Source organism: Candidatus Magnetominusculus xianensis, assembly GCA_001541255.1.
GTDB lineage: Bacteria > Nitrospirota > Thermodesulfovibrionia > Thermodesulfovibrionales > Magnetobacteriaceae > Magnetominusculus > Magnetominusculus xianensis.
The window spans coordinates 1-18,086 of the sequence record LNQR01000068.1 but is presented as its reverse complement, the minus strand read 5'-3'; the positions used below and the strand labels follow the sequence as shown (position 1 = coordinate 18,086).

The 18,086-nt window shown below is 44.3% G+C and carries 19 protein-coding genes and 1 tRNA gene; 9 read left to right on the top strand and 11 right to left on the bottom strand.

What is annotated here, in order from left to right; all coding sequences use genetic code 11:
• Positions 1-14: 14 nt before the first annotated feature.
• Both ASN18_RS09560 and ASN18_RS09555 read right to left on the bottom strand, forming a co-directional pair.
• Complete coding sequence (locus ASN18_RS09560) at positions 15-557, bottom strand: FlaG family protein (protein ID WP_085052524.1); 543 nt, start codon at positions 555-557, stop codon at positions 15-17.
• A 112-nt stretch (positions 558-669) separates the two neighbouring features.
• On the bottom strand, positions 670-999 hold the full coding sequence (locus ASN18_RS09555; RefSeq protein ID WP_085052523.1) for a hypothetical protein: 330 nt from the start codon (positions 997-999) through the stop codon (positions 670-672).
• A gap of 210 nt (positions 1,000-1,209) precedes the next feature.
• Between ASN18_RS09555 and rsmA the strand changes: the two genes are divergently transcribed.
• On the top strand, positions 1,210-1,971 hold the full coding sequence (gene rsmA / locus ASN18_RS09550; protein ID WP_236861647.1) for a 16S rRNA (adenine(1518)-N(6)/adenine(1519)-N(6))-dimethyltransferase RsmA: 762 nt from the start codon (positions 1,210-1,212) through the stop codon (positions 1,969-1,971).
• Between the two features lie 16 nt (positions 1,972-1,987).
• Here rsmA and ASN18_RS09545 read toward each other — a convergent pair whose 3' ends face one another.
• The 4 genes from ASN18_RS09545 to ASN18_RS09530 all read right to left on the bottom strand — a co-directional run bounded on the left by ASN18_RS09545 (position 1,988) and on the right by ASN18_RS09530 (position 7,841).
• Positions 1,988-4,618, bottom strand: a complete 2,631-nt coding sequence (locus tag ASN18_RS09545; RefSeq protein ID WP_085052521.1) for a DEAD/DEAH box helicase family protein — start codon at positions 4,616-4,618, stop codon at positions 1,988-1,990.
• 12 nt (positions 4,619-4,630) lie between these two features.
• Entirely contained in the window at positions 4,631-6,547 is a 1,917-nt protein-coding gene (locus ASN18_RS09540; protein WP_085052520.1) for a DNA methyltransferase, read from the bottom strand.
• 71 nt (positions 6,548-6,618) lie between these two features.
• On the bottom strand, positions 6,619-7,302 hold the full coding sequence (locus tag ASN18_RS09535; protein WP_085052519.1) for a YeeE/YedE thiosulfate transporter family protein: 684 nt from the start codon (positions 7,300-7,302) through the stop codon (positions 6,619-6,621).
• Positions 7,303-7,304: 2 nt separating this feature from the next.
• On the bottom strand, positions 7,305-7,841 hold the full coding sequence (locus ASN18_RS09530) for a YeeE/YedE thiosulfate transporter family protein (RefSeq protein ID WP_085052518.1): 537 nt from the start codon (positions 7,839-7,841) through the stop codon (positions 7,305-7,307).
• A gap of 324 nt (positions 7,842-8,165) precedes the next feature.
• Between ASN18_RS09530 and ASN18_RS09525 the strand changes: the two genes are divergently transcribed.
• Positions 8,166-8,948, top strand: coding sequence for a response regulator (locus ASN18_RS09525; protein ID WP_085052517.1), 783 nt, complete (start codon positions 8,166-8,168; stop codon positions 8,946-8,948).
• Positions 8,949-9,035: 87 nt separating this feature from the next.
• On the opposite strand, the gene hisE is transcribed toward ASN18_RS09525, so the two are convergent.
• From hisE to ASN18_RS09500, 5 genes are read right to left on the bottom strand one after another with little or no spacing between them, the layout of a single operon-like run.
• Entirely contained in the window at positions 9,036-9,380 is a 345-nt protein-coding gene (gene hisE, locus ASN18_RS09520; RefSeq protein ID WP_085052516.1) for a phosphoribosyl-ATP diphosphatase, read from the bottom strand.
• Positions 9,349-9,738 carry a phosphoribosyl-AMP cyclohydrolase gene (gene hisI / locus ASN18_RS09515; RefSeq protein ID WP_085052515.1) on the bottom strand — a complete coding sequence of 130 codons (390 nt, stop codon included), beginning with the start codon at positions 9,736-9,738 and terminating at the stop codon, positions 9,349-9,351. Before hisI ends, hisE begins: the two co-directional genes overlap by 32 nt.
• Before the next feature lie 26 nt (positions 9,739-9,764).
• Positions 9,765-10,637 (bottom strand): cyclic nucleotide-binding domain-containing protein, encoded by an 873-nt coding sequence (locus ASN18_RS09510; RefSeq protein WP_085052514.1) that lies wholly within the window; start codon positions 10,635-10,637, stop codon positions 9,765-9,767.
• A gap of 20 nt (positions 10,638-10,657) precedes the next feature.
• Positions 10,658-10,963: a divalent-cation tolerance protein CutA gene (gene cutA / locus ASN18_RS09505; RefSeq protein ID WP_085052513.1), complete on the bottom strand. Its 306-nt coding sequence runs from the start codon at positions 10,961-10,963 to the stop codon at positions 10,658-10,660.
• A 27-nt stretch (positions 10,964-10,990) separates the two neighbouring features.
• A complete protein-coding gene (locus ASN18_RS09500; RefSeq protein ID WP_085052512.1) occupies positions 10,991-12,466 on the bottom strand; it encodes an MBOAT family O-acyltransferase in 1,476 nt (491 codons plus the stop codon).
• 238 nt (positions 12,467-12,704) lie between these two features.
• Between ASN18_RS09500 and ASN18_RS09495 the strand changes: the two genes are divergently transcribed.
• The 7 genes from ASN18_RS09495 to ASN18_RS09465 all read left to right on the top strand — a co-directional run bounded on the left by ASN18_RS09495 (position 12,705) and on the right by ASN18_RS09465 (position 17,708).
• Positions 12,705-13,349, top strand: a complete 645-nt coding sequence (locus ASN18_RS09495) for a MotA/TolQ/ExbB proton channel family protein (RefSeq protein WP_085052511.1) — start codon at positions 12,705-12,707, stop codon at positions 13,347-13,349.
• A 23-nt stretch (positions 13,350-13,372) separates the two neighbouring features.
• Positions 13,373-13,744: a protein TolR gene (tolR, locus tag ASN18_RS09490; protein ID WP_085052551.1), complete on the top strand. Its 372-nt coding sequence runs from the start codon at positions 13,373-13,375 to the stop codon at positions 13,742-13,744.
• 52 nt (positions 13,745-13,796) lie between these two features.
• The gene (locus ASN18_RS09485) at positions 13,797-14,702 is read left to right on the top strand and encodes a TonB family protein (protein WP_236861645.1); all 906 of its coding nucleotides are present in this window, start codon (positions 13,797-13,799) and stop codon (positions 14,700-14,702) included.
• Entirely contained in the window at positions 14,699-16,006 is a 1,308-nt protein-coding gene (gene tolB, locus ASN18_RS09480; RefSeq protein WP_085052509.1) for a Tol-Pal system beta propeller repeat protein TolB, read from the top strand. The genes ASN18_RS09485 and tolB overlap by 4 nt, the downstream gene beginning before the upstream one ends.
• 20 nt (positions 16,007-16,026) lie before the next feature.
• Positions 16,027-16,563 carry a peptidoglycan-associated lipoprotein Pal gene (pal, locus tag ASN18_RS17540; protein ID WP_236861644.1) on the top strand — a complete coding sequence of 179 codons (537 nt, stop codon included), beginning with the start codon at positions 16,027-16,029 and terminating at the stop codon, positions 16,561-16,563.
• A 35-nt stretch (positions 16,564-16,598) separates the two neighbouring features.
• Complete coding sequence (ybgF, locus tag ASN18_RS09470) at positions 16,599-17,570, top strand: tol-pal system protein YbgF (protein ID WP_085052507.1); 972 nt, start codon at positions 16,599-16,601, stop codon at positions 17,568-17,570.
• Between the two features lie 56 nt (positions 17,571-17,626).
• A tRNA-Leu gene (locus ASN18_RS09465) sits at positions 17,627-17,708 on the top strand.
• Positions 17,709-18,086 lie beyond the last annotated feature (378 nt).

Here is an 18,086-nt window from a genome sequence, read left to right as displayed (position 1 = left end):
ACTTACTCGTTCCCCTATCCTACTGCATGGTAAAGATTATTGGGTATGATGTTCAGTTTTGACGCTCTAGTTAATAAATCCTCAGGCGGTATCTCTCTAACCACGTTTCCCTCTGAGTCCACTATCTTTACTACCACAGTCTGCGTATTATCCTCGGTGTTTTTCTGCACAGAATAATAAGCAGAATTGCTAAAAAGACTGTTTTCGGGAGGAGGGGGTGTATTTTCCTGTTTTTTATCCTTAGCATCTGTGGTGGATTGAGTTCCGGGTTGAGTTGTATCACCCTGTGCCAAGTTTGTCAGTGTGTTTGTAGTATCCCCTCCAGCTTCTTTAGCATTCTGCTGAGAGCTGTTTAGCATTTCCTTTCCCGCATTTGTGATAGTAACCTTCACGGAATCGTTATTGCTTGTGCCGCTCTTTGTCTTAGCAGGTGTTTCAGGGTTTTGCTGGAACTGCGGCTGGGAAGCAGGTTGAGCATAGGTTTGCTGTCTGACATATGTGTCGGTTGTGCCGACATTCGTCTGAGTATTCATACCTACTACTCCTGCGATTTCCATACTTAATTCTCCTCACTTTTCAACACGTTTAGTCTTTCTTTCTGCTTTGTTTGCGCTGCATCTCCCTGCAAACTTTGTTAACTTATAGTTGAGCAACCATAGTTATGAGTATTTAAAGTCCCTGAACCGATTTAGAAAACGACTCCCAAATCCCCTTAGGATACTGTTGATTTTGCCCGTTCACATTCTGATCGCTCTGTACAGTGTTCTGCGCAGCACCCGTAGCTCCGGCAGTTTCTGCCTGATTCGTGTTTGCAGCTTCTCTCGCTTGTGATGAAATGTTGACAATTGCAGCCGGTTGATTTTGCTGTGCATTTGTCTCTGTGCCGACAGTGCCATTTGTGCCAGCAGGATTCTGACCGCCAGCAGACTGCTGTGTATTGCCGGTTTTATATGCTGCCGCGTATGCACTTGTTGACTCTTGTATAATAGTGACTGCCATAATAAATTACCTCCTTTTTGTTATTCTGAAGTGTTCACCTTTCTTATCGGTAAAAGAACAGGAAACTTTAGGCCCAAAAAAATATTTTTTAAGCCTGAGCCTCAACCGTTAATATATTAAATCTTTTGATATATTTATTTCAAGCAGCCGTGGAGATTCCGTGGCAGTGTCAATAAGCCAGAGCAATCCATTATAATATATACTAAGCCTGTGAAAAAGAGAAAATTAGGTCAGCACTTCCTCTATGATGACGCGATTCTTGAGAAAATCGCAAATGCTGCAAACATTTCCGCTGATGACACAGTAGTGGAAATCGGCCCCGGCACAGGCCCTCTTACAGAGAAACTCATTGATAGGGCAAAGACCGTCATCGCCATAGAGCTTGACAAAAACCTCTATGACAGGCTAAAAGTGCGTTTCAGAGGCGTTTGCAATCTTGAGCTTGTCCACGGTGATGCGTTGAAGTATGATTACAGGGCAATAGGCACGTTTAAAGTAGCCGCGAATATACCATATTACGTAACCACGCCGCTGATATTTCGACTGCTTGACGAAACAGATACGCTCACAGGCATGACCCTTATGGTTCAAAAGGAAATAGCAGAGCGCATTGCCTCACCGCCAGGGAAGAAATCATATGGGGTACTGTCGATAATGACGCAGCTTGTAAGCGACCCGGAAATCAAGTTTATCGTTCGCCGGGATTCGTTCAGGCCGCCGCCTGAAGTGGACTCCGCAGTTGTAGGGTTTAATGTGTTAAAGGATAAAAAGGTGCAGCTTACTAACGAGAAATTATTCATTGCAGTCGTTAAAACGTCGTTTTCCATGCGCAGGAAGACGTTGGCAAACAATCTGCGAGGGTTTTGCGCAGACATTGGTGATTTACTCAAGTCTATAGGAATCGACCCGCGAAGAAGACCGGAGACCCTCAGCATAGATGAGTTTGCCCGCATAGCAAACGCGCTCTCGTGACGCCTATCCTGAGACCTTATTCAACAAGTGACTTAAAGGCTGCCTCAAACTCGCGCATATTCTGTTCACTATTAAAGAATGGCATACCCCATACAACATATTTTTTATCTTTCCATAATTGATTAATGACAGCCTTGTCCTTCAGACTTGCAAGCATTTTTTCTTTCCATCTATCATTCAAGAGAAGGTGTCCACCTTTTGGCTCGATAAACACTTGATAATACATGGTGTCCTTGTTTTTCTTACCGGAGAGATAAAGCAGAAAATCAGGCTCAAGCGGTCTGCCGTCTTCAAAGCTATATATCTTAAAGTGTCTTTCATTACGAACCAAATAAGCGTCTTTGAACTTATTTTTCAGTGTGTCATAGTGCTTGTCGATAAATTTAATGAGCAGCTTCTCTTCGTCAGTCCCGAAGAAATCGTCAAACACAAACCAGTCCCGCTTAGTCAAATCAAGGTGATATTTTTCGGGCGTTTCATTGGCGTTGCTCATAGACTTCCCGGATTGCTTGTCCTCAGATTCATTCATAGGAAAATTGAGCGTTTTGTCTGTGATTATATCTTTGAGCATAGAGGGCAGAAATTCCTGAGTGCCCCTATATTCCATGTTGTCAGAATTAATATTGTCTGCAAGTTCCATCAGGACTGTTGTCGCTGCCTGCAGTTTATCTTCAGGAAGCAAATTATTTACGTGGCTGGAATGACCGGAGATTTCAACTTTAATTTTGGCAAGATAGTACTCAGAAGTTATAAATTCCTGTGCTGATCTAAGATGTGGAAAATATTTTTTTAGATTATCAAATTGGTAGAAGCCAAGGCGCTGCATGGCCTTTCGCATGACTGAAACACCAAACTCCGACAGCTTATAATCCTTTGCTGTTTTATCAATGGCGGCTTTACGGCCGTTAGTTTCCTCAAAAAAGGCGCTGGTCTGGCTCTGGCCGGTGTGCAGCTTAAAGGTATAGTTTTTTTGAATCAGTGGATAGGGTAAGCCAAAAATATCACGGCGGTCATGTTGTTGCCGACTGTTGAGAAATATGTACTCATTCTTATAAAGTTTTGTTTGTTTGAACGATTCCTTTAGGGTAATGGTTCGCTGGCGTATTTCTTTCGGTTTGATGCCTATTTCATGCAAGGCAGTGTTTAATTCCTGAATGTATTGTGGATTATAGGCGCTGTGATAAACTAGTTCCTCACAAATCCTCATTTCATTACCAATGTCATGGTCATATTTTCGCTGATCAACAGGTTGGTCAGGCGATAGCCGGAACGGACAATAACGGGCTCCACGCCCGATTAACTGCGCTTCGGTCATGGTTGTTTTGCCTATTTTCCCCGCCTTGACGTCGCGTGTGTTATAAAGGCGCACTATATCAAAGAGATTCAGCACGTCCCAACCCTCATTAAGCATGTCAACTGCAAATACAGCCCGGTACCCGTTGTTATCGGCCTCCAGTGAATTAACTATCAACTGTTTCTCTTCACTGTCTTTCTTGCTGTTTACAATGATGAGCTTGTCTTCGGAGAAATCTGCTTTTAGCTCAATTGCAAGATTATCAAAGGTGATACCAGCGGTTTTGTAATAGGCAAACATTGCCACTGTCATATTGTCCTTGCTGTGTGCTTGAATATCAGCAAGATTCTTGCCGGTTAGTGAAGAAATGCCGGTTTTGAATTCCTCGAAAAATGCCTCGCTCTCTTTAATGGTTTTGGATTTGAAAAGAATAACGGGCTTAAGCGCGAGTTTGTTCTTTTCAAAAATCTTGCGGCGGTACTGAGAAAGCAACACTGCCTGCAATGCCCTGTCAAACGACGGCAAGTCGGCCTGCAATACCTTTACTTCTTTAGAATAGCCGTCTTTACGAAACTCTTTGAGCGTATAATCGAAAATCAGTTTTGGCTTGTATTTAGCTTCCAGATTTTGATCGGAAAAATCCACCGTAGCCGTAAACTCCAGCAGGACATTTTCAGGATTAGCCATAAAAATACGCTGCACAGTGGTTTCCCAGCTTTCAGACTCGAAAAGACCGCTCTGTGTGGGATTCCTGCCCTTTTTTGTGCTGGCATTGATATGGTGTGCCTCATCGGAAATAAGGACGATTTTCTGATTTTCAAAATCATCATAAGTAAGGCTGTTTTCATGGGGATTGTTCAGCCTGTCATGCAAGCCTTGAATTGTTGAAAATACGATATTGATATCGCCGCTATTAGTTGATTGAAAATTATCTGCTTCCCGCACTGTAAAATACCTGTCACGTAGGCTTATTTGGGGGGCAAGCAGGTATTTGCCGGACAGTGGGTTCAGAAAATTATCCCTTGTCTTGTCAATGATATTGGAGCTGTTGACAAAAAACAGAAAATTGCGATAGCCCTGTGCATATAGGTACAGCATCAGCCCTGCCATTATCAGGGTCTTGCCGCTTCCTGTGGCCATGTGAAACAGCAGTTGATGGTTCTCAAGCGGCTTACCGTTAAAATCCTCCTGCCAGTAGTTCAGAAAAAACCGGAATGTGCGTTCCTGATAAGGCCGTATCGTGAATGACGAGTTCAGATTGCCAGTTATCACGGCTGGCAGCTCCGTTTTTTCAATGTTTTTGTTTCCGAGTTCCTCTATCAGAATCTGATGCAGTGTCTTAATGTCGTTCATAGCTGCCACGCATTACCGGAGATCAAAAAATTGCCGATTCAATTTCTTGTCTTCATCGCTTATGCCATAGGTGTCATCGTCTATTTCGCTCAACGGTACATAGAGCATATTTTTATCAAGCACCTCAATAAGAAAACGCTGCTGGTCTTTGAAACTCAAGGCTCTGAAATCAGAAATAGTCTGGTCAATCTTTTTCGGATCAATCCTATAACTCAAAAATGCCTTGTCCTGCATCTCCATATAGATTGACTGTAATTCCTGAACGTCTTTTGCAGACTGTATGCGGTCAACAAAAACCTGATTTGCACGTGCCAATTCACAATAAATGAAAGAACCTCCGCCATGCCAGCCAACGGTTTTGGAAATCCCGCCCTGCTCTCCTGCCATCACCTTTTTCATTCGTTCAACTGTTATGGTATTAATGTAATCCATCTGTTCGACGCCAACATAGCGTCTGCCCATTTTGTGGGCTACAGCTGCGGTAGTGCCGCTTCCAATGAAGAAGTCAAGCACGATGTCACCTGCTTTTGTCGTGTATTCAATGATTTTATGCAGTAGCAGTTCATTCTTTGGGTAGGAAAAAGCCTTGTCTCCAAACAAACCTACAATCTCATCTGTTCCTTTTTTGTTTGTCGTCTTTTTCAAAAGGTCATTTGAAATAAGATTAAGAAACTCGGTTGATACGTATGCCTTGTCATAGTCATCACCGTTTTTCTGAATTTCATCTGATTTGAAGACACGCAGAGCGGGTTGCGCAATGTCTAAGAAATCATAATCTCCAGGGAAAACGATTCGCTGTTTTGTAATGTACTCATCAATGCTGTCTCTTGTAATACCCCAGCATCTATTTTGATTCACAAAAAATTCGTCGCCAGTTCGCGGATTTATAAGTGTAAAATTCGAGTTTGGCCTTTCAGTTACTGTGCGCTGAGTAGTTAAATCCGACAGTCTCCACTCATCATCAGGAAAATCAGGCGTTTTGTAATATTTACGTGACACCTTTCGATGGAATAAGTCTTCATTCGGTCTTGCATTTTTTGTATAAACAAGCATCCAATCATAATCCTGCGACAACTTATAAGGAACATCACTTTTGCCGCTTCTGGTTTTACGCGGCACCGTTGCAATAAAATGTTCCCGACCGAAGACAGCGTCCGCTAATAATTTTAGATAGTGCATTTCTGTGTCGCCAATATGGATAAAGACTATCCCATTAGACATGAGAAGAGTTTTTGCTATCTCAAGTCTGTTTTGCATAAAGGTCAGCCATGTGGAATGGTTAAAACTATCGTTATACTTGAAACTGTCAGTGCCTAAGTTATAAGGAGGATCAATATAAATCAGTTTTACCTTTCCAGCATAAGTCTTTGCCAGAGTATGGAGGGCTATCAGATTGTTCCCCTTGATAATCAGGTTATCTTCGCGGCTGATGCTTGTGACACTGTGTTGCCCGTCTTTGTCACATCGTTTGAAACCCGTAAGCACCTTTGGCGACAACAGCCTGTCAATTTCGTCCGGTGCAAGTGTTTCATTCCAAAAAATCTCATTTCGCCTTGCGTCTTCCTTTGTTTGGCCTCCTTCCAAAACACAGTCCTTATAGGGCCACGCCAATACAACTTCCCCGCTGTCAGTCAAATAGCGTGTGTCCACCGTTAACCCGATTTTATTTTTGAAGGCAGTGTAGCTGTCTGGTAAGAATTCCTTGTTGCTTACAAATTGCTGGAATTTTATTTTATCGAAAACTAAAATATCGTCTATACTGGTAAAGAAATGCCTGCGAATGCCTTCATGTGTCAATAGCAGCCGGATCAAGCCAGCGTCCATACCCAAGGCCAATTCAACAATTTTATTCTTGAGTAACTGCCCTTCCACAACCAAACGGTCATCCTGTTCAAGTAGTTTCACAAGGTCTTGCAATAGATTTTGCATAGCTTCTACTCCGCACTGCTAAAGCCTTTCAATCAGGGCTGATATGCTGTGCTGCCGTGGTCAGGCTGCGTCTATCTGGGTTGTTTTCTTCTTTCTACCTTACTGCCGCTGAGTTTTTCACCAACCTTGTCTATCAGAGAAAACGATGCCTTCAGGAACTCGTCGTACATGCTTATGCCCAGTAAAAACATCGCGCACATAAACACAAATCCCATGATAAAAAACCAGTGATTGAACACTAAAAATATCTCAGGAAATGTAACCCTGCCCAAATCTATAAACGACACTATCTTGTCAAGTTGCGTGCCATCATACATCTCGGCGTAGAGTATCGACCCGAAAACAATTCCAGCCATTGCAACAAAGGCATCAAGGGCGCCCTCACCCAGGGCACACGCCGCTATCGCCGGACAGTACCCCGCTATCGCAAGCCCTGCTCCAAACAACACACCGCCAAATAACTGGGCAAGTACTACTGTCCTCGGCAGGTAAAGCTCCACAACCCCTATGTCCTTGAAAAAATAAATAAGCACCATTCCAAACATCAGAAGCGGCGTTCCCACTCTCCAAAATGTGAAATCCTGCATCCTGAACATCCCTGATACTATATCAAACTTACCAAGTCTCCCCTTTTGCAGGACAATCCCAAGCAGAAACCCTACAATCAGACCGCCATACAGACTTGCCGGACCCCTTACCGCCTCTATCGTTGAGGGGTCAAAGGTATCCTTTAATCTCATCAATATCCCATCCATACCTATCCCCTGTGAAGCGTTACCGTTCTCAATCTATAAAACAACACCGTCATCAGCATTCCACCCATCCACAAAGACATCATAAATATAAACCCCGCAGGTGTTAATTGTATTACTCCCGATATGAGCATCCCAAGCGTACAGCCCATCGCAAGCCTCGAACCAAAACCTATCATCACCCCGCCTATAAATGCCCAAATCAACCGCCTCATCACAGACGACCCCTTTGAGGTCTTCCACATCTGCGGCACTACTGTAAGCTTGAACTCCCCCGAATACACAGATGAAAACATGCTCCCGCTCACTATCCCAACCAGCACTGCTACAGTCCATTCTATGACTGGCTCATAGGCGTTCCAATATGCAACAGTCTTCGCGTGCTCAGGAAAAAGCACATACTCTATTATTGAGCCTATGACTGCATATCCCCTCGACGCGCCTAACGGACGCTTTGACATGTAAAATGACAGCAGCTCTAACAGGGCGAACAACACCCCCACTGTAAACAGCCACCACTGCTTCTTCTTCAGATAATTCATGCCATTATCACCGCCTTTTTGCTAATCTCCTTAGTTATAGCTCAGTACATTATATACAAAATTGCCTGTAAAATAATATATGGCAATAGGCTGCATATAAATATTCCCCCAACCCTAAAACTGGCAATATATTTGAGAGCAGCGATGACATGAACTAATTTTTAGCTTGACAAAATTTTTCCCGATACTTAATAATATCATAGAACACAGGGCAGTGAGAGGTTAACAGAAGACAGTCTTAGGCAGTGGGTTCGTGTGCCACTTGTAAATTCGCACAGCAAAATACTAAAAGCAGTCGTTATACGTAATCAGGAGGGAGATAAAATGTCAGGTGGTGGAAAACAAGCTATACTGTGCGTAGACGATGAGCAGGACATATTAGATTCGTTATACGACACGTTTATGGATACTTATGATGTGAAGACCGCAACCAATGGGGTTGAGGCTTTAAATATAATTCAGGATAATGAAATCGCGGTTGTCATCTCTGACCAAAGAATGCCAATTATGACAGGGGCAGTACTCCTGCAAGAGATAAATAAGATTAAACCCAGATGTAAAAAAGTACTCCTGACAGGTTACTCCGATATTGATGCGGCGGTTGACGCCATAAACAAAGGGGCCGTTAATAAGTACATCCACAAGCCGTGGGATGAGCCAGAACTTGTCGAAACAGTTGAACACTTAATCAAGATGTATAATGCCGACGAGTTCATGAATAAAATGATAGAAGACAGCAAGAAGATTAAAACAAAGATAGATAAATGGAAATATCAGTCCGACTTGCTGGAGCAGTTCATAGAAAGCTGTCAGATGGGGATATGCGTCGTTGACGCAGAGCAGAACATCGTTTTAGTTAATAAAACAGGTCTAAAGCTCCTTAAATATGATAACATAGACAATATCAAAGATAGAAAAGTGGATACGGTTTTCATGCTGACCGCAGATAAGAGGCAGGCATTTCGTGAGTTGTATGAAAAGGGGACATTCTACCAATTAGTGGAAGTAAAACAGGCAGACGGTAACGTATCCGGTGTGCAGGCAAGTCTGACGTATCTTGCCGATGAAAAAGGCGTCAAGCAGCTAAAAGGTATATTGTTTAATTAGTAATATATTCAAGTTGGGTTGCCGGGCTGCGGATACAATCTCATTGAGTATGTCTGTGCTATAACATACGTTATTAGCGCTGTCGGGTTACGGCGGGTTATCGCGTCCTTTCGATCTTTTGTTGAGTTCCAGAGAAATATCCTCCGGTGAGACGCCCTCATCGGCCATGAGGACAAGCGCATGATAGCACAGGTCTGAGAGTTCCTCGATGAGACGCTGTCTGCCCTGTCCTTTTGCAGCAATTATAACTTCGACTGCCTCTTCCCCGAATTTCTTTAGTATCTCGTCCTTGCCGCGGCTGAACAAGGAACAGGTGTAGGAGTGTTCCTGGGGGGTTTCTTTCCTTTGCAGTATCAGGCGGTAGAGCGCTTCAATAGTGTTGCCTTCAGAGTTATCTGTATTACTTTCCGTCGTGTTTTTTCCCGTAGACATCTTCTTCGGAAAAAACCTTTTCAGCTGTTTCCACACCGCTTATATTTCTATAGAAGCAGCTCCTGTGCCCCGTATGGCAGGCACCCGGGCCGTGTTGGATAACTTTTATCAGCACGGTATCGGCGTCACAGTCTATGAGGATTTCCTTTACTTCCTGCACATGCCCGGAGGTCTCGCCCTTTTTCCAGAATTTCCCACGCGAGCGTGACCAAAAATGTGTATATCCCGTTGTGATTGTCTCATTTAGAGACTGGGCGTTCATATAGGCCATCATCAAAATGACCGAATCCCTCACGTCTTGTATTATTACAGGGACAAGCCCTTTTTCGTCATATTTTATAGCAGCCGTTGAGGTCATCTTCTCTCCTTTTGGGTTAAAACTGTTTAAACTATGTCGTCCATTGACGGCTCTGCTTGCTGTGGATTTATGATCTGTTTTCTTTCGTTGGCGAGTTCTTTGTGCGATTGGTGGAGCTTGTAAACAAGCCTCTGAACAATAAACAGCAAGATGTGGTAAGCGGCCTTTGGGTGTTCTCTCAGGAACTCCAAAAAGCGTTCCCTGTCGAAACGCAGTAGGACGCACTCGCCTTCGGCTGTTACGTGAGCCGCTCTCTTTTCCTCTTCAAAGATTGAAGACACACCAAACACATCGTTATTGGTAATCGTATATATGAATATCTCCTTGTCCCAGTCATCGGAATTATTTTTTGTTACCCTGAGTGAGCCGGTGACAACACAATAAAAGCACTCAGCCTTTTCTCCTTCATGGATGATTCGTTCATTTTGTTTACATATTACTTTTTCGGAAATAATGGCAAGTCCTTCCAGCGCCCTGTCGCTTATAGATTGAAACATCTTCACGCCGCGCAGAATTTCGCTTAATTCAGTAAACCTCTCAGTAGTTTGATGAAATGTATGTAACTCAGCCGCCATAATGTCTTCTGAGATAGCGCCTGTCTTTACGAGGATCTCTCCGATATGCGGTCTTGCATTTTCCCTTGCATTTTCTATTTCAGTGATTTGACTGCTTGTAAGGCAGCCTCTCTCAAGTGCAACCTCCTCGAAAGACAAGTCGGTATTTGCCTGCATCGTCAATATCTCATAGACTTGTTTCATATCAAAAAAACCCATATTAACGGCAGTCTCGATAAATGGCGGAGTCCTCTCGCTCTGATACTTCAGGGCATATAGTATGTCCTCCTCGCTTATCAGCTTTTTCTTAAGCAGGTAATTGCCAAAAAATAATCTGTTATCCATATTGATTCATAACATAAACATCATGAGTTAAGCCAGCCCAGATATTCCTCAAACCCCTCGACAATGGGCAGGGCAATTATCTCCGGTACAGTGTATGGATGAAGCTCTCTGACCTTTGACATCAATGATGAGAAATTCTCCTTTTTTGTCTTTATTACCATGAGCAGTTCTTTTTCCTGCTGAACCTTGCCTTCCCAGTGAAATATAGATTTAATATCCTTTACTATGTTAACACATTTTGCTATATTTTCGCTGACAAGTGCCTCGGCTATGGTTTTAGCCGTCGCACTGTTGGGCGCTGTCACTAATACTACATAAAAATCCATCTGTCTAATCTCCTTTTGCTGCACTATTTAAAATCTAAAATAGATAAACGGATTATATGTGCCCGTAGCCAGAGACATTGCAGAGGCCAGAAGCACCAGAAAAAGAAACACGATAGATAAACCAGACGTGCTGAATTTGTACATATCCGACAGAAACAGGTTTCCCTCTAAGCGGAGTTTCTGCCTTTCATAGAGTTTTCCTATGTATGGTATGACAGGTGCAGAGAAAACAATGGCAACAGTAAGGGTTATAATGATTTCATTGCTTAGAAATGTGCCAAGTGGATATAGGATTCCATTGCCAGTACCAAAGCCTGCCATCGCCCTTAAGAAGTCTGCCGAGTACTGAAACGTATCTGCCCTGAAAAACACCCAGCCCACAAGGACAACAGCCAGGGCGTATGCGTGGGCAACCGGAGACCAGACCCGCTTTAAGAGTTTTTCAAGGCCCAGCCGTTCAAGCACCATAAACAGGCCGTGAAACAGTCCCCATACGACAAAATTCCAGCTTGCCCCATGCCAAAACCCCGTGCAGAAAAACACTATTATCAGATTCACGTAAAGCCTTCCAGTGCTTACCCTATTTCCGCCAAGCGGCAGATAGAGGTAGTCCCTGAACCATCTTGACAGTGATATGTGCCATCTCTGCCAAAACTCACGAACAGACTTCGCTATGTACGGGTAGTTGAAGTTCTCCAGAAACTCAAAGCCAAACATCCGCCCAAGCCCGATTGCCATGTCCGAGTAGCCGGAGAAATCAAAATATATCTGAAGGCTGTAGGTTACTATGCCAAGCCACGCAAGAGGCGCTGTGAGGTCATCCCCTTTGATAGCGAAAATCTTATCTGCTATGCCTCCCATTGAGTTTGCTAGGAGGACTTTTTTACCAAGCCCAATGACAAAACGCCGGACTCCGGAGGCGAACTTGTCGATATTCGTAGCGCGCGTAAGCAGTTGTTGCGCAACATCATGATACCTGATTATCGGCCCTGCTACCAACTGTGGGAAGAACATAATGTAGAGGGCAAGGTTATGCAGATTGGCCTTTTTGACATCTGAGTACTCCCCCTTTGTTTGTTTTCTGTAAAGGTCGATGACATAAGACAGGCTGTGAAAGGTATAAAAGGAAATACCCAGGGGCAGGTGAATCTCCTTCATAACAATCTTTTCAAACCCTGCATAGACTACGAGGTAGTTTAAATTGTTCACAATAAAATTCGCGTACTTGAAAAACACAAGAAGCGCCAGATTTGCGACCACCGCCCAGGCCAGTGCCCTTTTGGGCGTAATCAGGCGTGTGTCCTCTATAAGATAGGCAAAGAAGTAGTTTATCAGGATTGAAAGGAGCATCAGGAGCAGAAACACACCCTCACCCCATGCATAAAACAACATGCTCACAATAAGAAGAAATACGTTACGAACCTGCGTGTTCTTCAGACTGAGGCCGATAAGCAGCGTCAGCGGGAGAAATAGGAATAAAAATAGCGGCGAGCTAAATACCATGCGTCAAACTATCCATCCCACGTAGGCCATCCCACGTAGGCCACACCGCACGGGCAGCTCAATGCCCGCGCAAACATCCCTTGAATTACATAACCACACTGCCATATCACAGGAAGAAATTGTAGCCTTTTTTGCCTGAAAAAGGCAATACGTCGGGGGCAAACGCTCACCCAAACTAATAGGGAGCTATTGACATTTGCGGCAACAGTTGTTATAATAGTCGAGCGTATGGGAATATATGGATTATACTGCGGTTAATTTAATACTCCAGGCAGGGTATGTCGTAAAGGGCGTAATGGTAATGCTCCTGATATTTTCAGTGACTTCGTGGGGTATTATCATCTACAAATGGCGGTATTTCTCGAAGGCAAGGAGTGAATCACTTGATTTCCTCAAGTATTTTCGGGCGGGGAGAGAGCCTGGCGGCCTTAACAAACTGGCCAAGGCATGTGAAATAAGCCCGCTTGCAAATATATATACATCCGTATATGAAGATAGCACGCTTGTCGATATTGGCGATGTCCGAAGGGCATTAAACAGGTACAGTGCGCTGGAGAGCGCGCGGCTTGAGAAATATCTGAACTTTCTGGCAACAACCGGCTCCTCAACACCGTTTGTAGGGTTGTTCGGCACGGTATGGGGCATTATGAATGCCTTTAGGGGGATAGGTGCATCAGGGTCTGCGTCATTGGCCGTAGTTGCCCCCGGCATAGCAGAGGCACTGATAACAACGGCGGCAGGGCTTGCTGCGGCGATACCGGCTGTCATTTTCTACAACTATTATTTAAGCACTGCCAAACGCTTGATAATAGAAATGGATGACTTCTCAGAAGACCTCATGGCCTTCTTTGCCAACATAATGAACGAACCCAGAAGGAAGTGAAAGTAGAAAAACACAGAAGCGTGATGTCAGAAATCAACGTAACCCCTTTGGTGGACGTTATGTTGGTTTTGCTGATAATCTTTATGGTAACTGCTCCACTGATGAAACAGGGGCTGGACATAGACCTGCCAAAGACCAAAGGGGCTGCCCTCAGTAAGGAAGAGCGGTTTACGATTACAATCAAAAAGGATGGCGATATCTATCTTAACAAAGAAAAGCACACAATGGATTCGCTTGTAACCAAACTGAAGGCAATAAGCCATGTAAACCCTGATGTGTATCTTGAGGCAGACAAAAACGTGCCATATGGCAAGGTAATAGAGATAATGGCAGAGATTAAGGCAGCAGGGATAGAGAAACTTGGCATGATAACCGAACCAAAGTCGGCTAAATAGCAGGACTGCCAGAAATAAGAGGAAAAGGGCTATTTTGATGAGGCAGCCAAGCGTGCAATTCAGCACTATAGCATCTTTATTGTTGCATACTGCAATATTTGCAGCATTCATGTACACGATAAAACATCAGCCGCACTTTGTCCTGCCAAAGGCATATACGGTCAAGCTAGTTGCACCGGTAAAGACTGCACAGGTACAGCCGTCTTTGGGGACGCCGCAAACTGTACAAAAACCAGTTGAAAAAGAGCCCCCTCCTGTGAAAGAAGAACCGTCGAAGGCAAAGAAATATGAGATGAAAGAAGCCCCAAAACCGGTACCAGAACCCCCAAAGCCTGTGGAGACCAGCAAGGCGCCTGTTAAGCCCGTTAATGAAGAAGCCCATAAAGTACTCCCAAAGCCTGTCAAGGAAGTGAAAAAGGTCCCTGAGCCAGTCGCCGTGAAACCTGATATAAAGCCTGAAGTAACAAAAAAAACACCACCAGTAAAAGAACAACCCAAAGAGCAGCCCAAAGACAGTTCGAAAGACAGCGCAAAGGACACGACCTCTGTCGAGGACAGGATTTCCATGTTGAAGTCAAAAAAGAAACTTGAGCAGCACGCAATGCTTCGCTCAGTTGTTGATTTAAGCAAAAAGGATGTGAAAATGGGACAAAGCCCAACCGGGGCAAGCCAAAGCACATCTCCAAGTTTTGGCGACGCAGTAAACAACGAATACAGCGATATAGTCGGCGCCCATGTCAGAAAGCGCTGGGCATACCCTGAGAGCGCAAAGAAGAGCCTGGAGGCCATTGTGGTCTTTACAATAAGACAGGATGGAAGGATAGAAGGTATGAAACTTGAGAAATCATCTGGAAACAGCTTTTTTGATCGCACGGCCATGAGCGCGGTAAGCAAATCCATACCAATGCCCCAGCCGCCGTTAGATACCTACGAAGTGGGGATAAGGTTTACACAATGATGAGGATTGGTCAAACGAAAAATAAATTAATGGGCAAAACAGGATTGACAATGTCTGTTATATGTTTGCTGGCGGCAGTGTTACTGTGTCTGACCAATGATGCCGCGGCGAGGATATATATAGATATTAACTCGCCCGGTCTAAAGAGGCTTCCCATCGCAGTTGTGGATTTTGCCGGTATCGCCGAGGGTACCGAAATGGCAGACATCATCAAGAACGACCTTGATTTTACGGGTTTGTTCGTGTTTGTAAATAAGAATGCGTTTATAGAGAGCGCTACAGCGCCGTTTAGCCCTGACAACTGGAGACCACTTGGTATAGACGCTGTTGTGAAGGGGACGGCTGAGGTCGAGGCAGACGGCTCATTGGCTGTGGTAGCGTCTGTGTATGATGTAGTAGAATCCAGTAATATAATGAAAAAGAAGTACTCGTCGAAGAGGGATCAAATAAGGCCTTTAGCCCATAAAATAGCCGACGATATATATGAGGCCCTTACTGGTCAAAAGTCCTATTTTGGTTCTAAAATAGCATTTATTGGACAGGACGGTGATAGAAAGTCAATATATTTAATGGATTACGATGGGCAGAGGGTAAAGAAAATAGTCTCAAAAGGCGATATAACGATGAAGCCCCGTTGGTCATCAGACAGCAAGAAACTCTACTACTCTTCGATGAGAAACAGAAAATGGGGCATATATGTACTGGACTTTGACTCGGTGTCTGAGGACAAGCTCTACTCATCGGGGGCAACCGACCTCATTGGGGATGTGACGCAGGATGGAAGCTATATGTTATTTTCATCGTCGCTCAAGGGAAGCCCAAACATTTACCGTATGAATCTGGGCACGAAGGAGGTTACACGGGTTACCCATTCAGAAAACATAGATGTGTCACCTTCGGTGTCGCCAGATGGCAAGTCAGTAGTATATGTAGCGGACAAGACTACAGTGCCACAGTTGTATATAATGACTACGGATGGAACAGACTCAAGGAGGCTGACCTTTGAGGGTAGTTATAACACCACGCCTGAGTGGTCGCGAGCAGGGGACCAGATTGTATTTAGCGGCAGAGAGGGGGGAAGGTTTCAGATATATACGATAAAACCAAACGGAACCGAACTTAAACAGTTGACCGACACAGGGAATAACGAGGAGCCGTCCTTTTCACCTGACGGCAGACTCATAACCTTTACGTCAGACAGGGACGGGGTAAAGGGGGTTTACGTAATGATGGCAAACGGAGAAGGACAAAAGAGAATATCACCAAGAAATATAAGGGCCTTCGGCCCTTCATGGTCACATTAAACACACCTGGAGGAATAGAAATGAAACACATAATTTTGTTATTAATGCTTGTTGCCCTGTTTGTATCAGGCTGTGCGACAACAGATGTAGCAGTGCCGGACGACAAGAAGGGAAAAGACATAGGGAAAATCAGTAAGGATGGCAAAGACGATGTGGTAAAAATTGACAGAGACAAAATAAGAGACGGGGCATTGACGGAAGAGCAGATTCGGGCGCAAATGGCAAGTCTTTTCAAGGATATATATTTTGGCTATAACAGACACGATGTATCGGAAGGGGAAAAGGCAAATCTCAGAAAGATAGCAGACTGGCTGTTGAAAAATGCAAATGTAAGCGTACTGATAGAAGGACATTGCGATGAGAGGGGCTCAAACGAGTATAACCTTGCCCTCGGTGACCAGCGCGCGCAGTCAACTAAGAACTTCCTGGTGTCATTAGGGGTACCTGCGAGCAGACTTGAGACAATCAGTTTTGGAAAGGAAAAGCCTGCATGTATGGAACGCTCAGAAGAATGCTGGATGAAAAACAGAAGGGCACATTTTGTATCCAGCAAATGACCGGCAAATATCCAGTAATTTAGGAGGGAGAAGTAGTGTTGCAGATAATTAAGCTACTACCGGTGCTTCTGATACTGCTCATGGCCTCATGTGCAACAGATGACTTTGCACGTCTTAGGGGTGAGGTCAACGAGTTGAAAAGGGTACAAAGTCAACAAAAAGACGATGTCCTGGACATACAGAGACGGCTGTCAATATCCGATACGCAAAAAGGCAAGGCCGACATGTTAAATGCGATAAGGGAGAGTCAGGAGAACCTGAACTCTAAGGTCACTAACATGAGCCGCGAACTTCAACAACTGTATGGTCGTGTTGAGGAGAGAAAATTTTATGTTGACCGCTCCTTAGCCGACTCAAAATCAGAACGAGACCTATTAAAGTCACAATTAGATATGATGACGGGCGAGATAACTGACCTGAGAGGAAGGGTAGAACGGGTTGAGGTAGCGCTGCAGAAAAAAGGTATAGCAGTAACCCCGCCTGACTCACTGCCAACGCCGAAAACATCAGCGCCGGTTACAAAAGAACCAGTACAGCCAACACCACCCCCGCCGCCTCCCGCAGAGCCTCCTGTGCAGCACAGCAGCCCAAAGGCGATGTATGACGATGCGATGAAGGACTACAACAGCGGCAAACATAAGGAAAGCAGGGAGAAATTCAGTCGGTTAATAAAGGAGTTTCCGACTAGTTCATTAGCTGCAAGCGGGAATTTTTGGATTGGCGAGTCATACTATAAAGAGGGCAGCTATGAGGATGCTATTTTGAGCTATGACGTTGTTGTGAAAAAGTATCCAAACAGTGACAAAGTCCCTGGGGCAAAGTTAAAACAGGCCCTGGCGTTTATAGAGATAAAAGACCCAAAACCGGCACGCACGATACTTCAGCAAATCATAGACGACTATCCGAATTCAGTTGAGGCAGAGCAGGCAAAGAAGCACCTGAAGCTGCTGGGTAACCCAGCCCCTGTGAAGAAATCTGAGCCAACGAAAAAGACCCGGATACAATGAGACAAAAATAAAGATTGAAAACATCCGCAACACTATAGTAGTATAGATAGTAAGTTGCCGAAGTGGTGGAACTGGTAGACACGCACGTTTGAGGGGCGTGTAGGGTAACCTATGGGGGTTCGAGTCCCCCCTTCGGCATTTCTTTATTGTTATAAAACAAGCATTTGTAAAAAAAAAGTCATTCCGGTTTTTGTTTTACCAAGTTTCAGCACCTTACCCGTCCTGTTCACTATACAGCGCCGACCAGACCTGCAAACTCAGCCTTCATACTCGACAGTATTGACGGGTAATCGTTTAAGCTGCTTTTTAATTCGCTGGTTTAATACTAAGTAGCATACTAATAAGTAAATATGCTATACTATCTTCAAAACTAAACAGGAGGTAGTAATGGCTAATAAAGTAACGAAGGTGTTACCCCATCTAAGCGCAGAAGAGATCAAAGAGAGATTAAAGGAGACCATAGGTTTTTGGCGTGTGCAGAAATGGTTGGTTATACTGAATGCTCTGATAGCGCCA